Source organism: Pseudomonas protegens (assembly GCF_003732485.1).
In the GTDB taxonomy this organism is placed as follows: Bacteria; Pseudomonadota; Gammaproteobacteria; order Pseudomonadales; family Pseudomonadaceae; genus Aquipseudomonas; species Aquipseudomonas protegens_B.
The window spans coordinates 83,158-104,064 of the sequence record NZ_MOAK01000027.1 but is presented as its reverse complement, the minus strand read 5'-3'; the positions used below and the strand labels follow the sequence as shown (position 1 = coordinate 104,064).

The following is a 20,907-nucleotide window of genomic DNA, read 5'->3' as shown; positions in this document are numbered from 1 at the left end:
GATCGGAAATCTTGATCTTGTAGTACTCGGCGACGGTGCGCTGGATGTTATCCACAGACACCAGCTTGTCCTGCAGGGCCAGCAGGTCCTTCAGGGATTCGCGAATCAGCTCGATGGTGATGTCGCGGCCCATGAAGTGCGAGTGGGCGATGACCCGCTTGAGTGCGCCTTCCAGTTCACGGACGTTGGAACGAATCCGTTGAGCAATGAAGAACGCCGCATCGTGGGGCAGCTCGACCTTGGCCTGGTCGGCCTTTTTCATCAGGATCGCCACCCGGGTTTCCAGTTCCGGCGGTTCGACCGCCACCGTCAGGCCCCAGCCGAAGCGGGACTTGAGGCGTTCTTCCAGGCCTTCGATTTCCTTCGGATAACGGTCGCTGGTGAGAATCACCTGCTGGCCGCCTTCAAGGAGGGCATTGAACGTGTGGAAGAACTCTTCCTGGGAACGCTCCTTGCGGGCGAAGAACTGGATATCGTCGATCAGCAATGCGTCGACCGAACGATAGAAACGCTTGAATTCGTTGATGGCGTTGAGCTGCAGCGCCTTGACCATGTCCGCAACAAAACGCTCGGAGTGCAGGTACACGACCTTGGCATTCGGGTTCTTCTTTAATAGGTGGTTACCCACGGCGTGCATCAAGTGGGTCTTACCCAGACCGACGCCGCCATAAAGGAAGAGCGGGTTGTAGCCATGCTTGGGGTTGTCCGCCACCTGCCAGGCCGCAGCCCGGGCCAGTTGGTTGGACTTACCCTCGACGAAGTTTTCAAAGGTGAAGGTGCGGTTCAGGTAGCTGGTGTGCTTGAGCGCACCTTCTACCTGGACGGTGCGCTGCTCGGCGCGTACCGGTGCCTGCTGCGAGCTGGCGCCCGCCATCGGGTCGAAGCTGTCACGAGAGGGTTCTTCACTGACTTCGGCTGCCTTCTGCGCCGCGGCTTTCTTGGCCGGAGCAGAGCTGGTGGCCGGAGTCGGCACGGGAGCGGCCGGGGCTGCATTGGCCGCTGCGGCCTGCAACGCCTGGGAGGCGGCTGCGGCCAGCGGCGCATTGGGTGCAGCTCGCGGCGCCGAGCTGCGTTTGCTGCCTATTAATAAGGAAAGAACCGGCGCCGTGCCGTTGCCGTGTTCATCCAGCAGCTCGAGCACGCGGCCCAGGTACTTTTCGTTGACCCAATCGAGAACAAAACGATTCGGTGCGTAAACACGCAACTCGTCGCCTTCGGCTTCGACCTGTAGCGGACGGATCCAAGTGTTGAATTGCTGGGCAGGCAGCTCATCACGCAGAAGCTCCACGCACTGCTGCCAAAGTTCCACTGACACGGATATCCCCTAAGTTGAAAGCCGGTGAGGCAAAAACAAGCGGCCATTGTAGCGATCAGCCGTCCACTTATCCACATGTAGCGTGTCCTGAGGACACTAAGAATCAACGCCTTACCCCGAATAAACACGACCAATGGTATGTGCATAAGCTCTGTGGATAACCCCACTTGAGGTCGTTGCACAACTCGGGGGGAAACTCGGTGGATAACTCGCCTGTGGATAACCTGCCTTTCCACGCACAGCTTTTCCGATAGCGCAGCACAGGCAGAACACCGCTTCTCAACCGTGTTGTCATTCTCTGTACAGTACGAAATATAAGGACTAAAGGCAGTTATCCACAGAAGGTAGCGTCCCTAGCCTTTATAAGCTTTACAGAAAAGCTTTAAATACTTTCCTTCTTTATTTTTATATCTAGCCAACCCTGCCTCACAACCCTGGACCCGGACATACATAGATAAAGGAAAAGCTGGTTGGAAATTGACCTAGAGGCTTGCTTTCTCTAGAATCGCCGATCTCTTAAAACGGGGGCCATTCCGGCCCGTTGTGGACGAACCAGGTAACACGACATGAAACGTACTTTCCAACCAAGCACTATCAAACGCGCTCGTACCCACGGTTTCCGTGCTCGCATGGCTACCAAGAACGGTCGTGCCGTCCTGTCGCGTCGTCGCGCCAAAGGTCGTGCGCGTCTGGCAGTTTGATAATCCGGCACTGGAGGTGAGTCAGGACTTCAGTCGGGAAAAGCGTCTGCTTACACCCCGGCACTTCAAGGCGGTCTTTGACTCCCCTACCGGCAAGGTTCCGGGGAAAAATCTCCTGCTCCTTGCGCGCAACAACGATCTTGATCATCCCCGTCTGGGGCTCGTGATCGGGAAAAAGAGCGTAAAACTCTCCGTTGAGCGCAATCGCCTCAAGCGTCTGATGCGCGAATCGTTTCGTCTCCACCAGGACTCACTGGTCGGATGGGATATCGTTATCGTCGCGCGTAAAGGTTTGGGCGATGTAGAAAACCCCGAATTGATTCAGCATTTCGGCAAACTCTGGAAACGTCTGGCGCGCAACAAGCCGGAACCAGCAGTCAAATCCGAAACTGTAGGGGTAGACAGTCCCGATGCGTAAACTGGCCCTCGTTCCGATCCAGTTTTACCGCTATGCCATTAGTCCTCTGATGGCCAATCACTGTCGTTTCTACCCCAGTTGTTCCTGCTACGCGTTGGAAGCCATCGAAAATCATGGCCTTCTACGCGGTGGCTGGCTGACCTTTCGTCGTTTAGGTCGCTGTCATCCGTGGAATCCCGGTGGTTATGACCCGGTTCCACCTATCCCTACCTCCCGTTCTTCTTCGATGGCCGAGTAATCATGGATATCAAACGCACGATCCTGATCGTCGCCCTGGCAATCGTGTCCTATGTCATGGTTCTTAAATGGAACCAGGATTATGGCCAGGCTGCCCTGCCGACTCAGAATGTTGCTTCCAGCACGACCGCTCCGGGCTTGCCGGATACGCCAACTGGCACTTCCGCTGCCAACGACGACATTCCACGCGCCGCAAGCGATACCACTGCACCCGCAGAAGCGCCGGTTGCTGCAAGCAAAGATCTCATTCAGATCAAAACGGATGTGCTCGACCTGGCTGTCGATCCACAAGGTGGGGATATCGCGCAACTGCGTTTGCCACTGTATCCACGTCGTCAGGACCACCCGGAAATTCCTTTCCAGCTGTTCGATAACGGCAACGAGCGGACTTATCTGGCACAAAGTGGCCTGATTGGCAGCAACGGCCCCGACGCCAACCCGGCCGGTCGCCCGATCTACTCGGCAGAGAAGAAAAGTTATCAACTGGCTGACGGTCAGGACCAATTGGTCGTCGACCTGAAGTTCAGCAAGGACGGCGTCAACTACATCAAGCGCTTCACCCTGAAGCGTGGCCTGTATGACATCACCGTTTCCTACCTGATCGACAACGAAAGCGCGCAACCTTGGACCGGTGCGATGTTCGCCCAGCTCAAGCGCGACGCCAGTTCCGATCCGTCCTCCAGCACCGCCACCGGCACCGCGACTTACCTGGGCGCCGCCCTGTGGACAAGTTCCGAGCCGTACAAAAAAGTGTCCATGAAAGACATGGACAAGGTGAACGAGGACAAATCCAAGGCCCCTATCACTGAAAACGTTCAGGGTGGCTGGGTAGCCTGGCTGCAGCACTACTTCGTGACGGCCTGGATTCCGCCAAAAGGCGAAAATAACCAGGTCCTGGCGCGCAAGGACAGCAAAGGCAACTACATCATCGGCTACACCGGCCCTTCGATGACCGTTGCTCCAGGTGCCAAGGCTGAAACCAGCGCCATTCTGTACGCCGGTCCGAAAAGCCAGGCCGTGCTGAAAGAGTTGTCCCCAGGTCTGGAACTGACTGTGGACTACGGTTTCCTTTGGTTCATCGCTCAACCCATCTTCTGGCTGCTGCAACATATCCACAGCCTGGTGGGTAACTGGGGCTGGTCGATCATTTTCCTGACCATGCTGATCAAAGGGATCTTCTTCCCACTGTCGGCCGCCAGCTACAAGTCCATGGCACGTATGCGTGCAGTAGCACCCAAACTGGCCGCGCTGAAGGAAAAATTCGGCGACGATCGTCAGAAAATGTCCCAGGCGATGATGGAGCTGTACAAGAAAGAGAAGATCAATCCGCTGGGTGGCTGCTTGCCGATCCTGGTACAGATGCCGGTCTTCCTGTCCCTGTACTGGGTACTCCTGGAAAGTGTGGAAATGCGCCAGGCGCCGTTCATGCTGTGGATTACCGACCTGTCGATCAAGGATCCGTTCTTCATCCTGCCGATCATCATGGGCGCCACCATGTTCATCCAGCAGCAGTTGAACCCGACGCCTCCGGATCCGATGCAGGCCAAGGTGATGAAAATGATGCCGATCATCTTCACCTTCTTCTTCCTGTGGTTCCCTGCAGGTCTGGTGCTGTACTGGGTAGTGAACAACTGCCTGTCGATCGCACAACAGTGGTACATCACTCGTAAGATCGAAGCGGCTACCAAGAAAGCTGAAGCCTGACCTACGCTGTGGATAACCACACAAGACGCCCCCTAGTGGGGCGTTTTGCTATCTGTCACTTTTGTCTGGATGTCGGGTTATGAATGTCCCTCGTGAAACCATCGCTGCCATTGCCACCGCCCAGGGTCGCGGCGGCGTGGGCATCGTCCGGATTTCCGGGCCCCTGGCGGGCGCGGCGGCCAAGGCCATCAGTGGACGCGAGCTGAAACCACGCTATGCCCATTACGGGCCGTTTCTCAGTGAGCAGGCAGAGGTCCTGGACGAAGGCATCGCCCTGTATTTCCCAGGGCCGAACTCCTTCACCGGCGAAGATGTGCTGGAGCTCCAGGGCCACGGTGGGCCGATTGTCCTCGACATGCTGCTGCAGCGCTGCCTGGAGCTGGGCTGCCGCCTGGCCCGGCCCGGTGAGTTCAGTGAGCGTGCGTTCCTCAACGACAAGCTCGACCTGGCCCAGGCCGAAGCCATCGCCGACCTGATCGAGGCCAGTTCGGCCCAGGCTGCACGCAATGCCCTGCGTTCGTTGCAGGGAGCTTTCTCCCAGCGTGTGCATAACTTGACCGAACAGCTGATTGCCCTGCGGATCTATGTCGAAGCGGCGATCGATTTTCCCGAGGAGGAAATCGACTTCCTCGCCGATGGCCACGTGTTGAGCATGCTCGATGCGGTACGCGACGAGTTATCCACAGTACTGAAGGAAGCCGGGCAGGGCGCCTTGCTCCGTGACGGCATGACAGTGGTGATCGCTGGCCGCCCGAACGCCGGCAAGTCCAGTCTGCTCAATGCCCTGGCTGGGCGCGAGGCGGCCATCGTCACCGATATCGCCGGCACCACTCGGGACATTCTCAAGGAACATATCCACATCGACGGCATGCCGTTGCACGTGGTGGACACCGCCGGCCTGCGGGACACCGAGGATCAAGTGGAAAAGATCGGCGTCGAACGTGCGCTCAAAGCCATCAGTGAAGCCGACCGGGTATTGCTGGTGGTGGACGCCACTGCAGCAGAGGCGGCTGATCCCTTCGCCCTGTGGCCCGAATTTCTTGAGCAGCGTCCGGACCCGGCCAAGGTCACCTTGATTCGCAACAAGGCCGATCTGACTGGCGAGCCCATCGCTCTGGAAACCTGTGACGATGGTCACGTCACCATCAGCCTCAGTGCCATGTCCGCGGGTGTCGGCCTGGACTTGTTGCGTGAGCATCTCAAGGCTTGCATGGGCTATGAACAGACCTCCGAAAGCAGCTTCAGTGCTCGCCGTCGGCACCTGGAGGCCCTGCGCTATGCAAGTGCCGCGCTGGAACACGGCCGGGCCCAACTGACCCTGGCCGGCGCCGGCGAGCTGTTGGCCGAGGATCTGCGCCAGGCCCAGCAGTCCCTGGGAGAAATTACCGGGGCATTCAGCTCCGATGACTTGTTGGGACGGATCTTTTCCAGCTTCTGCATCGGCAAGTAGCTGACAATCGACCCCCGGTGCTCAGCGCCGGGGTGATTGGCCTGTGGGTAACTCCTGTCAACGCAGGGCCTCCAGCCGTTACCTTTATCCCCCCCCACCATGGATCTGCGAACCTTGGGTAACAACTTCAAGTTGCAGATCGTCAATTTATCGTTTTAAAAGCGATAGATAGCTACCAGATCGCCGAACTTAACCGAATTCGAAAAGTGGTTCCTGATTTGCATCGATGATTCTGTACAGGTTCGTACATCTGGGGAAACTGACCTTGATGTGCGGCCTGGGCCGGCTGATGGACGCCGGCTGATCCCGATGAATCTGCATTCAAGGAACAGACATGGCAAACGCGGGCTCTGCTTTACACCGTGGCTTGAGCACTCGGCACATCCGCTTCATTGCTCTGGGTTCAGCCATAGGCACCGGGTTGTTCTACGGCTCGGCGGCCGCTATCCAGAAGGCTGGCCCCTCGGTCCTGCTGGCTTACCTGATTGGCGGCGCGGCAATCTACCTGACCATGCGCGCCTTGGGTGAAATGGCTGTCAGAACGCCGGTTTCCGGCTCCTTCGGGTATTACGCCAGCCACTATCTGGGGCGCTTCGCCGGGTTTCTCACCGGTTGGAGCTACGCCTTTTCAATGCTCATGGTGTGCCTGGCGGACGTCACCGCCTTTGGTGTCTATATGGGCCTTTGGTTTCCCGATACGCCGAGGTGGATCTGGGTACTGAGCATCGTCCTCGGGATCGGCGCCTTGAATCTGTGCAGCGTGCGGGTATTTGGCGAGATGGAGTTCTGGCTGTCGCTGCTCAAGGTCTGCGCCATCCTCGCCATGATCGTTGGCGGTTTTACCCTGTTGTTCTTTGGTATCCAGCTGGGGGAGGGCCAGACCAGCATGGGGCCGAGCAACCTCTGGGAGTACGGCGGCTTTTTCCCCAATGGCCTGGAAGGAATGATCGCCTCCTTCACCATCGTCATGTTCGCTTTCGGCGGTATCGAGGTGATCGGCATCACCGCCGGCGAGGCCAGGGACCCGCAGCGCATGATTCCCAAGGCCATCAACTCGGTGCCGCTGCGGATCCTGATCTTCTATGTCCTGACCTTGCTGATCCTGCTGATGTTGCTTCCCTGGTCGAGCGTCGGTAGCCAGGGCAGTCCATTTGTGCAGATTTTCAGCAGCCTGGGGATAGATTCGGCGGCCACGGTGCTGAATATCGTGGTGATTTCAGCGGTGGTTTCTGCGATCAACAGCGATATTTTCAGTGCCGGCCGCATGATGTACGGCATGGCCGCCATCGGTCAGGCGCCGGCCGTGTTTGCCAGCACCTCGCGATTCGGCGTGCCCTGGATGACGGTGCTGGTGATGTCGGTGGCATTGCTGCTCGGGGTGCTCCTCAACTACTGGGTACCGGAAGAGCTGTTCCTGATCTTTGCCTCTCTGGTGACCTTTTCGGTGGTCTGGGTCTGGCTGATGATCCTGTTGTCGCAGATGGCCATGCGTAGGGCCATGACAGTCGAAGAGATCAAGGCGCTGCACTTTCCGGTTCCTCTGGGGAATGGAGGCCAGCTCTGCGCGGCAGTCTTCATGTTGTTCATCTTCGGCGTATTGGGCGCATTTCCCGATACTCGCCTGGCGTTGTATGTGGGGTTGGGGTGGCTGGCGTTGTTGTCGTTGGCCTATTGGATATGGATCAGGCCAGGTTCCTTCAGCGAAGCAGGGATCGAGCCCGGTATTGAAGCTCATGAAAAAGGATAAGCCCATGGGATCGTTCGAATTGCCGTTATCTACCGTCGAAGCCTTCCAGCGCGATGGCGCGGTGTGCATTCGCCAATTGTTCAGTGCTGCTGAAGTTGCCTTGCTGGAGCAGGGCATCGAACGCAACCTGGAACAGCCCAGTGAACGGGCCAAGGTCGCCAGTGGCCCTGATGATCCGGGTTGGTTCTTCGAGGATTTCTGCAACTGGCGCGAGAATCCCGACTATCGACGGTTCATTTTCGAGAGCCGGGTCGGCCATGTCGCCGCGCAGCTGATGGGCAGTGCGCAAGCGCAGCTGTATCACGACCATCTGCTGGTCAAGGAACCCAACACCCGACAGCGCACGCCCTGGCATCAGGATCAGCCTTACTACAACGTTGAGGGGCGGCAGAACTGCAGCATGTGGATGCCCGTGGACCCGGTTGCCCGGGAGTCGACCCTGGAGTTCGTCGCCGGTTCGCACCTGGGGCCCTGGTTGATGCCCCGCACCTTTCTGGATAACCAGGCCAAATGGTTTCCGGAAGGCAGCCTGGCGGATCTTCCGGACATCGAGGCCGATCGCGGGGAGTGGAACATTCTTGGCTGGGAGCTGCAGCCCGGCGACGCTGTGTTTTTCCACATGCTGACCTTGCACGCAGCCGGTGGCGTCAGCGGAGATCGGCGGCGGCGGGCTTTTTCCCTGCGCTTTCTGGGGGAAGACATGCGACATGCGCCAAGGCCCTGGCGAACATCTCCCGAGTTCCCCGGCTTGAGCGAGCAACTCCCGGCCGGCGCGCCTTTGCAGCATGAGTTGTTTCCACAGCTCTGGCCTCGGCAACGGACCTGAGCAAGGGTTATCCACAGTTCGGTTCGGGGCTCCCGGGCCGCTGTGGACAAACAGCCCGGCCGCAGGAGTATCCATCGTGTTTCTGTCTTGAAAATCAGACCTATCCGATATGCCTTCCCTGAAAAGCAGACCACCATTGCCGGTTGCTGTATTGGGATGGACCCGCGCTCAGCCGGAAGTAGTGCCCGGATGAATCTGTCGCCGGCCAGTGTATGAACCAACTGTGTAGAAGGTGTTTATGCGCTTCAGTCGTTGTGTCGCAACCTTTGGTCTGGTCCTTGTATGGCAAGGCGCCCTGGCCCAAACCTCGCCCGAGCAGGTGTCGATGACGGAGCGCAGCAATGTCTTCGAGCAGGCCAGCCGCTCCGCAGTCGTTGGCCCTGCGAGCATCGAGCTCCTGGGCAAGGCGACTCTGGAACTGGCCCAGGACTATGTTTTCGTCGGACCGCCGGAAGCCTTTCGGATTCTGCAGACGTTCGACTCCAGTGCGCTAGCCTCCGAAGTCCTGGGCCTGGTGTTTCCCAAAGATCATTCCCAGCAGTGGTTCGTTTCAGTGGATGCCCATGATCCACAGGGAACCGCCTACAACGCCGGGCATGTCCAGGCCAGCAATGCCCAAGACTTGGGTTTTGCACCTCTTCAATCATCACACTGGATAAATGAGTCCGGCGCTGAAGCGAGAAATCCCATAGTGGCTCTGCTACAGGGTGACAGCTCGGTCGACAGGCCTTTCGCATTGAGCGTTACAGCAACGGCTGCCGGCAATGATTCTGGCCGGCTCAATGCTGAAGCACTGGCCAATGCCTTTCAGTACACCCAACGCAGCCTGCCGGAGATCGGTATCGCATTGTTGAAAAGGTACTGGATCGCCCTGGCGGTGTTGCTACTGGGACTGAGCTGGTGGATTCAGGCGCGGCTGACACGCCTCGCCTCATAAGCCCGCTTAAACCCGATCGATTATCCACAGACAGGTCTACAGAGGCCTGTCTGTTTCGCTTATCAGACGTTTTTTTACTGCATCTTTGCCGGAGTCGGCTCTTGCGAAGAGCTTCTGTGTGGGCGTCTTTCAGCCAAAGCTACCCATTTCTGTGGATTAAGCCCTGTGAATAACTGCCCCTCAGCTCAGTTGATAACCGGGCTTCAAAGCTGAGGAAAACCACGTCTGTGGATAACCACCTCATTCATCCACAGGTTTAACGCGCTTATCCAAGGGCCTCACTGGCACCTAACCACAGAGTTTAAAACCTCTGTACATATTGAATATAAAGGCCTTCAGCAATCTATCCACAGAAGTGGTGCTGCATAAGAATAAACATAAAAACAAAGATTTAATAAATTTCTCTCTTTTAATTTCTATTGTCCGTCAGTCATCCACAGCTGGTTAAATTTTGTGCAAAGGGTTCTTTAGAAAGGTCGAAGTCCCTATACTTGCCGCCTTGGTCCAAAAACCAACCCGACAACTACTCCTAATTACTCCTACTTGAAGCAGGCACGAGGTGCGTGGTGGATTTCCCTTCCCGTTTTGAAGTGATCGTCATCGGCGGCGGTCATGCCGGTACCGAGGCAGCACTTGCATCAGCACGCATGGGGGCAAAAACCCTGTTGCTGACGCATAACGTGGAAACCCTCGGAGCAATGAGCTGCAACCCCGCAATTGGTGGGATCGGCAAGAGCCACCTGGTCAAGGAAATCGATGCCCTGGGCGGCGCGATGGCCATGGCTACCGATAAAGGTGGTATTCAGTTTCGTGTCTTGAACAGTCGTAAAGGCCCAGCCGTGCGCGCTACTCGCGCCCAGGCCGACCGCGTTCTGTATAAGGCCGCTGTTCGCGAGATTCTCGAGAATCAGCCCAACCTGTGGATATTTCAGCAAGCAGCCGATGACCTGATCGTCGAACAGGATCAAGTGCGGGGCGTGGTGACTCAAATGGGTCTGCGGTTCTTCGCCGAATCCGTGGTCCTGACGACCGGGACCTTTCTCGGCGGACTTATCCACATCGGGATGCAGAACTATTCCGGCGGTCGTGCCGGCGATCCACCTTCGATCGCCCTGGCCCAACGTCTACGGGAACTGCCGCTGCGCGTTGGTCGGTTGAAAACCGGTACTCCACCGCGTATCGATGGCCGTTCTGTGGATTTCTCGGTGATGACCGAGCAGCCAGGAGATACACCAATTCCGGTGATGTCGTTCCTGGGCTCGAAAGAACAGCATCCACAACAGGTCAGTTGCTGGATTACCCACACCAACGCCCGCACCCACGAGATCATCGCCTCGAACCTCGATCGTTCGCCGATGTATTCCGGGGTAATCGAAGGCATTGGCCCGCGTTACTGCCCGTCGATCGAAGACAAGATCCACCGCTTCGCCGACAAGGAAAGCCATCAGGTGTTTATTGAACCCGAAGGGCTGACCACTCACGAGCTGTACCCGAACGGGATATCCACATCCTTGCCGTTCGACGTGCAATTGCAGATCGTGCAGTCGATTCGCGGCATGGAAAACGCCCATATCGTGCGTCCGGGCTATGCCATCGAGTACGACTACTTCGATCCGCGGGACTTGAAATACAGCCTGGAAACCAAAGTCATCGGCGGCCTGTTCTTCGCCGGTCAGATCAACGGCACCACCGGGTACGAAGAAGCCGGCGCCCAAGGTTTGCTGGCCGGGGCCAATGCCGCGCTGCGTGCCCAGGGTAAAGACAGCTGGTGCCCGCGCCGCGACGAAGCCTATATCGGTGTGCTGGTCGATGACCTGATTACGCTTGGCACCCAGGAACCGTACCGGATGTTCACTTCCCGGGCGGAATATCGCTTGATCCTGCGCGAAGACAACGCCGACCTGCGCCTGACCGAAAAAGGGCGCGAGCTTGGGTTGGTGGATGACGTGCGCTGGGCTGCTTTCTGCAAGAAACGCGAAGGTATTGCCCAGGAAGAGCAGCGCTTGAAATCGACTTGGGTTCGTCCCGGGACTGAACAGGGCGATGCGATTGCTCAGAAGTTCGGCACCCCGCTGACTCACGAGTACAACCTGTTGAATCTGCTGAGCCGTCCGGAAATCGACTACGCTGGTCTGGTCGAAGTGACCGGGCAGGGCGCTGAAGATCCACAAGTTGCGGAGCAGGTCGAGATCAAGACCAAGTACGCGGGTTATATCGATCGCCAGCAGGACGAAATTGCTCGTCTGCGGGCCAGCGAAGATACCAAATTGCCTGTGGATATCGACTACACCGGCATTTCCGGGTTGTCGAAGGAAATCCAGAGCAAGCTTGGCGCGACCCGTCCGGAAACCCTGGGCCAGGCATCGCGGATTCCCGGCGTGACCCCGGCGGCGATTTCCCTGTTGATGATTCACTTGAAAAAACGCGGCGCGGGCCGTCAGTTGGAGCAAAGCGCTTGAGTTCTATGGTCACCCCACAACACGCGGATGAGTTATCCACAGGCGCTCGCCAGCTCGGTGTCAATCTGAGTGCAACCCAGCACGAATTGCTGCTGGGTTACCTGGCCCTGTTGATCAAGTGGAACAAGGCCTACAACCTCACTGCAGTGCGCGATCCCGATGAGATGGTGTCTCGCCATCTGCTCGATAGCCTGAGCGTGATGTCGTTCATCGAAAACGGTCGCTGGCTGGACGTCGGCAGCGGCGGCGGCATGCCCGGCATTCCGTTGGCGATCCTGTTTCCCGAGTCGCAAGTCACCTGTCTGGACAGCAACGGCAAGAAAACCCGCTTTCTGACTCAGGTCAAACTCGAACTCAAGCTGGATAACCTGCAAGTTATCCACAGCCGGGTCGAAGCCTTCACCCCTGAGCTGCCATTCAATGGGATCATTTCCCGGGCGTTCAGCAGCATGGAGAACTTCACCAGTTGGACCCGCCACCTGGGCGACCGCGATTCACGCTGGCTGGCAATGAAGGGCGTCCATCCCTCTGATGAGCTGTTAGCATTGCCGGCAGACTTCCACCTCGATAGCGAACACGCCTTGGCCGTACCCGGTTGCCAAGGCCAACGCCATCTGCTGATACTGCGCCGCACGGCATGATTGGGAACACAAGCAAGAATGGCTAAGGTATTCGCGATAGCGAACCAGAAAGGTGGCGTGGGCAAGACCACCACCTGCATCAACCTCGCAGCATCCCTGGTAGCGACCAAGCGCCGGGTGCTGTTGATCGATCTTGATCCACAGGGCAACGCCACCATGGGTAGCGGTGTGGATAAACACGGTTTGGAAAACTCGGTCTATGACCTGCTGATCGGTGAGTGCGACCTGGCCCAGGCCATGCATTTTTCCGAGCACGGCGGCTATCAATTGCTGCCGGCCAACCGCGACCTGACGGCCGCGGAGGTGGTGCTGCTGGAAATGCAGATGAAGGAAAGCCGTCTGCGCAGCGCCCTTGCGCCGATCCGTGAGAACTACGACTACATCCTGATCGACTGCCCGCCGTCGCTGTCGATGCTCACCCTCAACGCCCTGGTGGCCGCCGATGGGGTCATTATCCCCATGCAGTGCGAGTACTTCGCGTTGGAAGGTTTGAGTGACCTTGTGGATAACATCAAGCGCATCGCCGAACTGCTCAACCCGGAGCTGAAGATCGAAGGCTTGTTGCGCACCATGTTCGACCCGCGGTTGAGCCTGATGAACGATGTTTCCGCACAGCTCAAGGAACACTTCGGCGATCAGCTGTATGACACCGTGATTCCGCGCAACATCCGTTTGGCCGAAGCGCCGAGCTACGGTATGCCGGCGTTGGCGTACGACAAACAATCCCGTGGCGCGCTGGCCTACCTGGCCCTGGCGGGCGAGATGGTTCGCCGGCAACGTAAACAATCGCGCGTCGCAGCCGCCCAGCCAACTTAAGGAATCCCCATGGCCGTCAAGAAACGAGGTCTCGGACGTGGACTGGATGCACTGTTGAGTGGTCCGACTGTCATCGCACTGGAAGAACAAGCGGTGCAGGCCGACCAGCGTGAGCTGCAACACCTGCCCCTGGACCTGATCCAGCGCGGCAAGTACCAGCCGCGTCGTGACATGGACCCGCAAGCGCTGGAAGAACTGGCGAATTCGATCAAGAGCCAGGGCGTGATGCAGCCGATCGTGGTCCGGCCCATCGGTGGTGGTCGTTTCGAGATCATTGCCGGTGAGCGCCGCTGGCGCGCCAGCCAGCAGGCCGGCCAGGAAACCATCCCGGCGATGGTCCGCGATGTGCCGGATGAAACCGCCATCGCCATGGCACTGATCGAGAACATCCAGCGTGAAGATCTCAACCCCATTGAGGAGGCGGTGGCCCTGCAGCGCCTGCAGCAGGAATTCCAGCTGACTCAGCAACAGGTCGCCGAAGCGGTGGGCAAGTCCCGCGTCAGCGTGGCCAACCTGCTGCGGCTGATTGCCTTGCCTGAGGTGATCAAGACCATGCTGTCCCACGGCGACCTGGAGATGGGTCATGCCCGTGCCTTGCTCGGATTGCCGGAAAATCAACAGGTTGAAGGGGCGCGACACGTTGTCGCACGAGGTCTTACTGTACGTCAGACCGAGGCCCTGGTTCGCCAGTGGCTGAGCGGCAAACAGGAGCCTGCTGAACCGGTCAAGCCGGACCCGGATATTGCTCGTCTCGAGCAGCGCCTGGCCGAGCGCCTAGGCTCTGCGGTGCAGATTCGCCACGGGAAGAAGGGCAAGGGACAGCTGGTGATCGGCTACAACTCCCTGGATGAGCTGCAAGGCGTCCTCGCTCACATCCGCTGAAACATTTCCTTATGTAGCGCGCAGTCGGAAATCACTACCCGGCAGTTGAATAGGGGCTGAACCGCCCCTATACTCTGCGCGCATTTTGTCGGCACAAATTATGCCAAGTTATTGAATTCTGGCAGCCGACCCTTGAGGAGCAAGAGCGATGGAAACCCGCACGCCAAACCGCTTGCCGTTTCATCGCTTGGCGGTTTTTCCGGTTTTACTGGCTCAGTTGGTCATTTTACTGATAGCCGCTCTGGCGCTCTGGCAATGGCGTGGAGTCGTTGCCGGATACTCAGGCCTTTGCGGAGGACTGATAGCCTTGCTACCCAATGTGTATTTCGCTCACAGGGCATTTCGGTTTTCCGGCGCTCGAGCGGCCCAAGCCATCGTCCGGTCTTTTTATGCCGGTGAGGCGGGCAAACTGATTTTGACGGCGGTGCTGTTTGCACTGACGTTTGCAGGTGTGAAGCCATTGGCGCCGCTGGCTGTATTCGGCGTCTTCGTGCTGACCCAACTGGTCAGCTGGTTCGCTCCCCTGCTAATGAGAACAAGACTTTCGAGACCTTAGGGCGTTTGAGGCAACCATGTCAGCAGAAACAACCGCTTCGGGCTATATCCAGCACCACTTGCAGAACCTGACCTTCGGTCAGCTACCCAATGGGAGCTGGGGCTTTGCCCACTCCGCAGCAGAAGCCAAGGAAATGGGCTTCTGGGCATTCCACGTCGATACCCTCGGCTGGTCTGTCGCACTGGGTGTGATCTTCATTCTTCTGTTCCGCATGGCGGCCAAGAAGGCGACTTCCGGCGTGCCGGGCGCTTTGCAGAACTTCGTTGAAGTCATGGTTGGCTTCGTCGATGGCAGCGTGAAGGACAGCTTCCACGGCCGCAGCCCGGTGATCGCACCGTTGGCACTGACCATTTTCGTCTGGGTGTTCCTGATGAACGCCATCGACCTGGTACCGGTGGACTGGATTCCGCAACTGGCCATGTTGATCTCGGGCGACCCGCACATTCCATTCCGTGCCGTTTCCACCACTGACCCGAATGCCACCCTGGGCATGGCCCTGTCGGTGTTCGCACTGATCATTTTCTACAGCATCAAGATCAAGGGCATCGGCGGCTTCATCGGCGAACTGACCCTGCATCCGTTCGGCAGCAAGAACATCTTCGTTCAAGCGCTGCTGATTCCGGTGAACTTCCTGCTGGAATTCGTGACCCTGATTGCCAAGCCGATCTCTCTGGCACTGCGTCTGTTCGGCAACATGTATGCCGGCGAACTGGTGTTCATCCTGATCGCCGTGATGTTCGGCAGCGGTCTGCTGTGGCTCAGCGGCATGGGTGTGGTTCTGCAATGGGCGTGGGCTGTGTTCCACATCCTGATCATCACCCTGCAGGCCTTTATCTTCATGATGCTGACCATCGTCTACCTGTCGATGGCGCACGAAGAGAACCATTAAGACCAGTCTCGACTAGTCTGATGTCCCTCTCGTTGCGGCGAGAGGGAGCCCGTCTCGGGCTCGATGAAACGATTTGTTTTACCGCTTTAATCTAAAAAACCTAAACCATACGACGTAAAAGTCGGGAGGAAAGATGGAAACTGTAGTTGGTCTAACCGCTATCGCTGTTGCACTGTTGATCGGCCTGGGCGCACTGGGTACCGCAATTGGTTTCGGCCTGCTGGGCGGCAAGTTCCTGGAAGGCGCTGCGCGTCAACCAGAAATGGTTCCAATGCTGCAAGTTAAAATGTTCATCGTTGCCGGTCTGCTCGACGCCGTAACCATGATCGGTGTTGGTATCGCTCTGTTCTTCACCTTCGCAAACCCCTTCGTTGGTCAACTCGCTGGCTAATCACTCGATTCTTCGAGTTGATTGGTGTGACGGACAACGAACGAGCGAGGTGTTGGCGTGAACATTAATGCAACCCTGATTGGCCAGTCCGTTGCGTTCTTAATTTTTGTATTGTTCTGCATGAAGTTCATTTGGCCTCCGGTCATTGCAGCTCTGCACGAACGTCAAAAGAAGATCGCGGATGGACTGGACGCTGCCAGCCGAGCAGCTCGTGACCTGGAACTGGCCCAAGATAAAGCGGGTCAGCAACTGCGCGAAGCTAAAGCTCAGGCAGCTGAAATCATTGAGCAAGCCAAGAAGCGCGGTTCTCAGATCGTCGACGAAGCCCGTGAACAGGCTCGTGTCGAAGCTGAACGTGTGAAGGCTCAGGCTCAGGCCGAGATCGAACAGGAACTGAACGGTGTCAAAGACGCGCTGCGCGCCCAATTGGGCAGCCTGGCAGTCAACGGCGCAGAGAAGATCCTGGGTGCCACAATCGATCAAAACGCGCACGCAGAGCTGGTTAACAAACTGGCTGCTGAAATTTAAGCGAGGGCGATCATGGCAGAACTGACCACGTTGGCCCGACCTTACGCTAAGGCGGCCTTCGAGCACGCTCAGGCCCACCAGCAGCTGGCCTCTTGGTCAGCCATGCTCGGCCTGGCTGCAGCGGTGTCACAAGATGACACCATGCAGCGCGTGCTTAAGGCCCCGCGACTGACGAGCGCAGAAAAGGCCAACACTTTTATCGAAGTGTGTGGCGACAAGTTTGATGCACAGGCACAGAATTTCATTCACGTTGCCGCCGAAAACGACCGTCTCCTGCTGTTGCCGGAGATCGCCGCTCTGTTCGACCTGTACAAGGCCGAGCAAGAGAAATCGGTGGATGTGGATGTAACCAGTGCGTTCGCATTGAACCAAGAACAGCAAGACAAACTCGCCAAGGTTCTCAGTGCACGGCTCGGCCGGGAAGTGCGACTGCACGCTGCGGAGGATGCCAGCCTTATTGGTGGCGTCGTAATCCGCGCCGGCGACCTGGTTATCGATGGCTCGATTCGCGGCAAACTCGCGAACCTTGCCGAAGCATTGAAATCTTGAGTTTGAAGGGGCAGCAGAGCAATGCAGCAACTCAATCCTTCCGAAATAAGTGAAATTATCAAGGGCCGCATCGACAAGCTCGATGTGACCTCCCAAGCCCGTAACGAAGGCACTGTCGTCAGCGTATCTGACGGCATCGTGCGGATTCACGGTCTGGCCGACGTCATGTACGGCGAGATGATCGAGTTTCCGGGCGGCGTCTACGGTATGGCCCTCAACCTGGAGCAAGACTCCGTAGGTGCCGTTGTATTGGGCGCGTACACCAGTCTGGCTGAAGGCATGAGCGCCAAGTGCACCGGCCGCATCCTCGAGGTTCCAGTTGGTAAGGAACTGCTGGGTCGCGTAGTCGACGCACTGGGTAACCCAGTTGACGGCAAAGGTCCGCTGAACAACACCGAGACCGACGCGGTCGAGAAAGTTGCTCCAGGCGTGATCTGGCGTAAGTCGGTAGACCAGCCTGTACAGACTGGCTACAAGGCTGTCGATGCCATGATCCCAGTCGGCCGTGGCCAGCGTGAGCTGATCATCGGTGACCGTCAGATCGGTAAGACCGCTCTGGCGATCGACGCGATCATCAACCAGAAAGACAGCGGCATTTTCTGCGTATACGTAGCGATCGGTCAGAAGCAATCGACCATCGCCAACGTGGTTCGCAAGCTGGAAGAAAACGGTGCACTGGCTAACACCATCATCGTTGCAGCGAGCGCTTCGGAATCTGCAGCACTGCAGTTCCTGGCTCCGTACTCCGGTTGCACCATGGGCGAATACTTCCGTGACCGCGGTGAAGACGCGCTGATCGTTTATGACGATCTGTCCAAGCAAGCAGTGGCCTACCGCCAGATTTCCCTGCTGCTGCGCCGTCCACCAGGCCGTGAAGCTTACCCAGGCGACGTGTTCTATCTCCACTCCCGTCTGCTGGAGCGCGCTTCCCGCGTTTCCGAAGAGTACGTAGAGAAGTTCACCAACGGCGCAGTGACTGGCAAGACCGGTTCCCTGACCGCTCTGCCGATCATCGAAACCCAGGCTGGCGACGTTTCCGCGTTCGTTCCGACCAACGTGATTTCCATCACCGACGGTCAGATCTTCCTGGAATCGGCCATGTTCAACTCCGGCATCCGTCCGGCTGTGAACGCCGGTGTTTCGGTATCCCGTGTGGGTGGTGCCGCTCAGACCAAGATCATCAAGAAGCTGTCCGGTGGTATCCGTACCGCTCTGGCTCAGTACCGTGAACTGGCGGCATTCGCCCAGTTCGCTTCTGACCTGGACGAAGCGACCCGTAAGCAACTTGAGCATGGTCAGCGCGTTACCGAGCTGATGAAGCAGAAGCAATATGCGCCGATGTCCATCGCCGACATGTCCTTGTCCCTGTACGCCGCTGAACGTGGCTTCCTGACGGACGTCGAGATTGCCAAAGTTGGTAGCTTCGAACAGGCCATGATTGCTTACTTCAACCGCGATCACGCCGACCTGATGGCGAAGATCAACGTGAAGGGTGACTTCAATGACGAAATCGACGCTGGCCTGAAAGCCGGTATCGAGAAGTTCAAAGCCACCCAAACCTGGTAAGCCGCAGCGGGAGCCGCAAGGCTCCCGCTTGCTAACCTGATAGGTGTTACATGGCAGGCGCAAAAGAGATTCGCAGTAAGATTGCGAGCATCAAAAGCACGCAAAAAATTACCAGCGCCATGGAAAAAGTGGCGGTCAGCAAAATGCGCAAGGCACAAATGCGCATGGCTGCTAGCCGTCCTTATGCGGAGCGCATCCGCCAGGTTATTGGTCATCTGGCCAACGCCAACCCGGAATATCGTCACCCGTTCATGATCGACCGTGCTATCAAGCGCGTCGGTTACGTTGTGGTGAGCAGTGACCGTGGTCTGTGTGGTGGCTTGAACACCAACCTGTTCAAGGCCCTGGTCAAGGACATGGCGGTAAACCGCGAACAAGGCGTCGAGATCGATCTGTGTGTGGTCGGTAGCAAGGGTGCGGCCTTCTTCCGCAACTTCGGCGGTAACGTCGTTGCAGCTATCAGCCATCTGGGTGAAGAGCCGTCGATCAATGATCTGATCGGCAGCGTCAAGGTGATGCTGGATGCGTACCTGGAAGGCCGGATTGACCGCCTGTCCGTGGTATCCAACAAGTTCATCAACACCATGACCCAGCAGCCGACCGTGGAGCAGTTGATTCCACTGGAGGCAACCCCGGATCAAGAACTCAAGCACCACTGGGACTACCTCTACGAACCGGATGCCAAGGAGCTGCTGGACGGCTTGATGGTCCGTTACGTGGAGTCGCAGGTCTACCAGGCGGTGGTCGAGAACAACGCAGCTGAACAAGCGGCGCGGATGATCGCAATGAAGAACGCTACCGACAACGCCGGTGATTTGATCAGCGATTTGCAGCTGATCTACAACAAGGCGCGTCAGGCTGCGATCACCCAAGAGATCTCGGAAATCGTCGGCGGCGCTGCCGCGGTTTAACGGTTCAAATATTCAGAGGATCCAGCTATGAGTAGCGGACGTATCGTTCAAATCATCGGCGCCGTTATCGACGTGGAATTTCCACGCGACAGCGTACCGAGCATCTACGACGCCTTGAAGGTTCAAGGCGCCGAAACCACTCTGGAAGTTCAGCAGCAGCTGGGCGACGGCGTGGTGCGTACCATTGCGATGGGCTCCACCGAAGGCTTGAAGCGCGGTCTGGACGTCAACAACACTGGCGCAGCCATCTCCGTACCGGTCGGTAAAGCGACCCTGGGCCGGATCATGGACGTACTGGGCAACCCAATCGACGAAGCCGGTCCTATCGGTGAAGAAGAGCGTTGGGGCATCCACCGTCCAGCACCTTCCTTCGCAGAACAGGCAGGCGGCAACGACCTGCTGGAAACCGGGATCAAGGTAATTGACCTGGTTTGCCCGTTCGCCAAGGGCGGTAAAGTCGGTCTGTTCGGTGGTGCCGGTGTAGGCAAGACCGTAAACATGATGGAACTGATCCGTAACATCGCCATCGAGCACAGCGGTTATTCCGTGTTCGCCGGTGTGGGTGAGCGTACTCGTGAGGGTAACGACTTCTACCACGAGATGAAGGACTCCAACGTTCTGGACAAAGTGGCACTGGTCTACGGCCAGATGAACGAGCCGCCGGGAAACCGTCTGCGCGTAGCCCTGACCGGCCTGACCATGGCCGAGAAGTTCCGTGACGAAGGTAACGACGTTCTGCTGTTCGTCGACAACATCTACCGTTACACCCTGGCCGGTACCGAAGTATCCGCACTGCTGGGCCGTATGCCTTCGGCAGTAGGCTACCAGCCGACCCTGGCTGAAGAGATGGGCGTTCTGCAAGAACGTATCACTTCGACCAAGCAAGGCTCGATCACCTCGATCCAAGCGGTATACGTACCTGCGGACGACTTGACCGACCCGTCGCCAGCGACCACCTTCGCCCACTTGGACGCCACCGTCGTTCTGTCCCGTGACATCGCTTCCCTGGGTATCTACCCTGCGGTAGACCCACTGGACTCGACCTCCCGTCAGCTGGACCCGAACGTGATCGGCAACGAACACTACGAGACCGCTCGCGGCGTTCAGTACGTACTGCAGCGTTACAAAGAGCTGAAGGACATCATTGCGATCCTGGGTATGGACGAGCTGTCGGAAACCGACAAGCAGTTGGTATCCCGCGCTCGTAAGATCCAGCGCTTCTTGTCGCAGCCGTTCTTCGTGGCTGAAGTCTTCACTGGTTCTCCAGGCAAATACGTTTCCCTGAAAGACACCATCGCTGGCTTCAAAGGCATCCTCAACGGTGACTACGACCACCTGCCAGAACAAGCGTTCTACATGGTCGGCGGCATCGACGAAGCGATCG

At 57.6% G+C, this 20,907-nt stretch carries 21 protein-coding genes; 20 read left to right on the top strand and 1 reads right to left on the bottom strand.

Going from position 1 to position 20,907, the window contains the following annotated elements; translation table 11 throughout:
- Positions 1-1,315: chromosomal replication initiator protein DnaA (gene dnaA, locus BLX41_RS03025; protein ID WP_259744357.1), on the bottom strand; the 1,315-nt coding region annotated here is incomplete at its 3' end.
- A 566-nt stretch (positions 1,316-1,881) separates the two neighbouring features.
- Between dnaA and rpmH the strand changes: the two genes are divergently transcribed.
- The 20 genes from rpmH to atpD form a co-directional block, all read left to right on the top strand.
- Positions 1,882-2,016, top strand: a complete 135-nt coding sequence (gene rpmH, locus BLX41_RS03020; RefSeq protein ID WP_003213577.1) for a 50S ribosomal protein L34 — start codon at positions 1,882-1,884, stop codon at positions 2,014-2,016.
- A gap of 16 nt (positions 2,017-2,032) precedes the next feature.
- Complete coding sequence (rnpA, locus tag BLX41_RS03015; RefSeq protein WP_197662869.1) at positions 2,033-2,434, top strand: ribonuclease P protein component; 402 nt, start codon at positions 2,033-2,035, stop codon at positions 2,432-2,434.
- Complete coding sequence (gene yidD / locus BLX41_RS03010; protein WP_003213574.1) at positions 2,427-2,672, top strand: membrane protein insertion efficiency factor YidD; 246 nt, start codon at positions 2,427-2,429, stop codon at positions 2,670-2,672. Before rnpA ends, yidD begins: the two co-directional genes overlap by 8 nt.
- 2 nt (positions 2,673-2,674) lie before the next feature.
- Positions 2,675-4,375 (top strand): membrane protein insertase YidC, encoded by a 1,701-nt coding sequence (gene yidC / locus BLX41_RS03005; protein WP_123723706.1) that lies wholly within the window; start codon positions 2,675-2,677, stop codon positions 4,373-4,375.
- 79 nt (positions 4,376-4,454) lie between these two features.
- On the top strand, positions 4,455-5,825 hold the full coding sequence (gene mnmE, locus BLX41_RS03000) for a tRNA uridine-5-carboxymethylaminomethyl(34) synthesis GTPase MnmE (protein ID WP_123723705.1): 1,371 nt from the start codon (positions 4,455-4,457) through the stop codon (positions 5,823-5,825).
- Positions 5,826-6,159: 334 nt separating this feature from the next.
- Positions 6,160-7,572, top strand: a complete 1,413-nt coding sequence (locus BLX41_RS02995; RefSeq protein WP_123723704.1) for an amino acid permease — start codon at positions 6,160-6,162, stop codon at positions 7,570-7,572.
- A 4-nt stretch (positions 7,573-7,576) separates the two neighbouring features.
- Positions 7,577-8,398 (top strand): phytanoyl-CoA dioxygenase family protein, encoded by an 822-nt coding sequence (locus BLX41_RS02990; RefSeq protein WP_123723703.1) that lies wholly within the window; start codon positions 7,577-7,579, stop codon positions 8,396-8,398.
- 238 nt (positions 8,399-8,636) lie between these two features.
- A complete protein-coding gene (locus BLX41_RS02985) occupies positions 8,637-9,335 on the top strand; it encodes a DUF2167 domain-containing protein (RefSeq protein ID WP_123723702.1) in 699 nt (232 codons plus the stop codon).
- A gap of 566 nt (positions 9,336-9,901) precedes the next feature.
- Positions 9,902-11,794 (top strand): tRNA uridine-5-carboxymethylaminomethyl(34) synthesis enzyme MnmG, encoded by a 1,893-nt coding sequence (gene mnmG, locus BLX41_RS02980; RefSeq protein WP_047306791.1) that lies wholly within the window; start codon positions 9,902-9,904, stop codon positions 11,792-11,794.
- Between the two features lie 5 nt (positions 11,795-11,799).
- Positions 11,800-12,435, top strand: a complete 636-nt coding sequence (gene rsmG / locus BLX41_RS02975) for a 16S rRNA (guanine(527)-N(7))-methyltransferase RsmG (RefSeq protein ID WP_185073359.1) — start codon at positions 11,800-11,802, stop codon at positions 12,433-12,435.
- An 18-nt stretch (positions 12,436-12,453) separates the two neighbouring features.
- Entirely contained in the window at positions 12,454-13,251 is a 798-nt protein-coding gene (locus tag BLX41_RS02970) for a ParA family protein (RefSeq protein ID WP_123723700.1), read from the top strand.
- Positions 13,252-13,260: 9 nt separating this feature from the next.
- A complete protein-coding gene (locus tag BLX41_RS02965) occupies positions 13,261-14,133 on the top strand; it encodes a ParB/RepB/Spo0J family partition protein (RefSeq protein ID WP_123723699.1) in 873 nt (290 codons plus the stop codon).
- Between the two features lie 148 nt (positions 14,134-14,281).
- Entirely contained in the window at positions 14,282-14,689 is a 408-nt protein-coding gene (locus BLX41_RS02960) for a F0F1 ATP synthase subunit I (RefSeq protein WP_016964883.1), read from the top strand.
- A gap of 16 nt (positions 14,690-14,705) precedes the next feature.
- The gene (gene atpB, locus BLX41_RS02955) at positions 14,706-15,578 is read left to right on the top strand and encodes a F0F1 ATP synthase subunit A (protein ID WP_102862414.1); all 873 of its coding nucleotides are present in this window, start codon (positions 14,706-14,708) and stop codon (positions 15,576-15,578) included.
- A 133-nt stretch (positions 15,579-15,711) separates the two neighbouring features.
- A complete protein-coding gene (gene atpE, locus BLX41_RS02950) occupies positions 15,712-15,969 on the top strand; it encodes a F0F1 ATP synthase subunit C (protein WP_002555987.1) in 258 nt (85 codons plus the stop codon).
- Positions 15,970-16,026: 57 nt separating this feature from the next.
- Positions 16,027-16,497: a F0F1 ATP synthase subunit B gene (locus BLX41_RS02945; RefSeq protein WP_011064385.1), complete on the top strand. Its 471-nt coding sequence runs from the start codon at positions 16,027-16,029 to the stop codon at positions 16,495-16,497.
- Between the two features lie 12 nt (positions 16,498-16,509).
- On the top strand, positions 16,510-17,046 hold the full coding sequence (locus BLX41_RS02940; RefSeq protein WP_102862413.1) for a F0F1 ATP synthase subunit delta: 537 nt from the start codon (positions 16,510-16,512) through the stop codon (positions 17,044-17,046).
- A 21-nt stretch (positions 17,047-17,067) separates the two neighbouring features.
- A complete protein-coding gene (gene atpA, locus BLX41_RS02935) occupies positions 17,068-18,612 on the top strand; it encodes a F0F1 ATP synthase subunit alpha (RefSeq protein WP_102862412.1) in 1,545 nt (514 codons plus the stop codon).
- Between the two features lie 50 nt (positions 18,613-18,662).
- Positions 18,663-19,523, top strand: coding sequence for a F0F1 ATP synthase subunit gamma (gene atpG, locus BLX41_RS02930; protein ID WP_011064382.1), 861 nt, complete (start codon positions 18,663-18,665; stop codon positions 19,521-19,523).
- 27 nt (positions 19,524-19,550) lie between these two features.
- A partial coding sequence (atpD, locus tag BLX41_RS02925; protein ID WP_123723698.1) for a F0F1 ATP synthase subunit beta occupies positions 19,551-20,907 on the top strand: 1,357 nt, incomplete at its 3' end.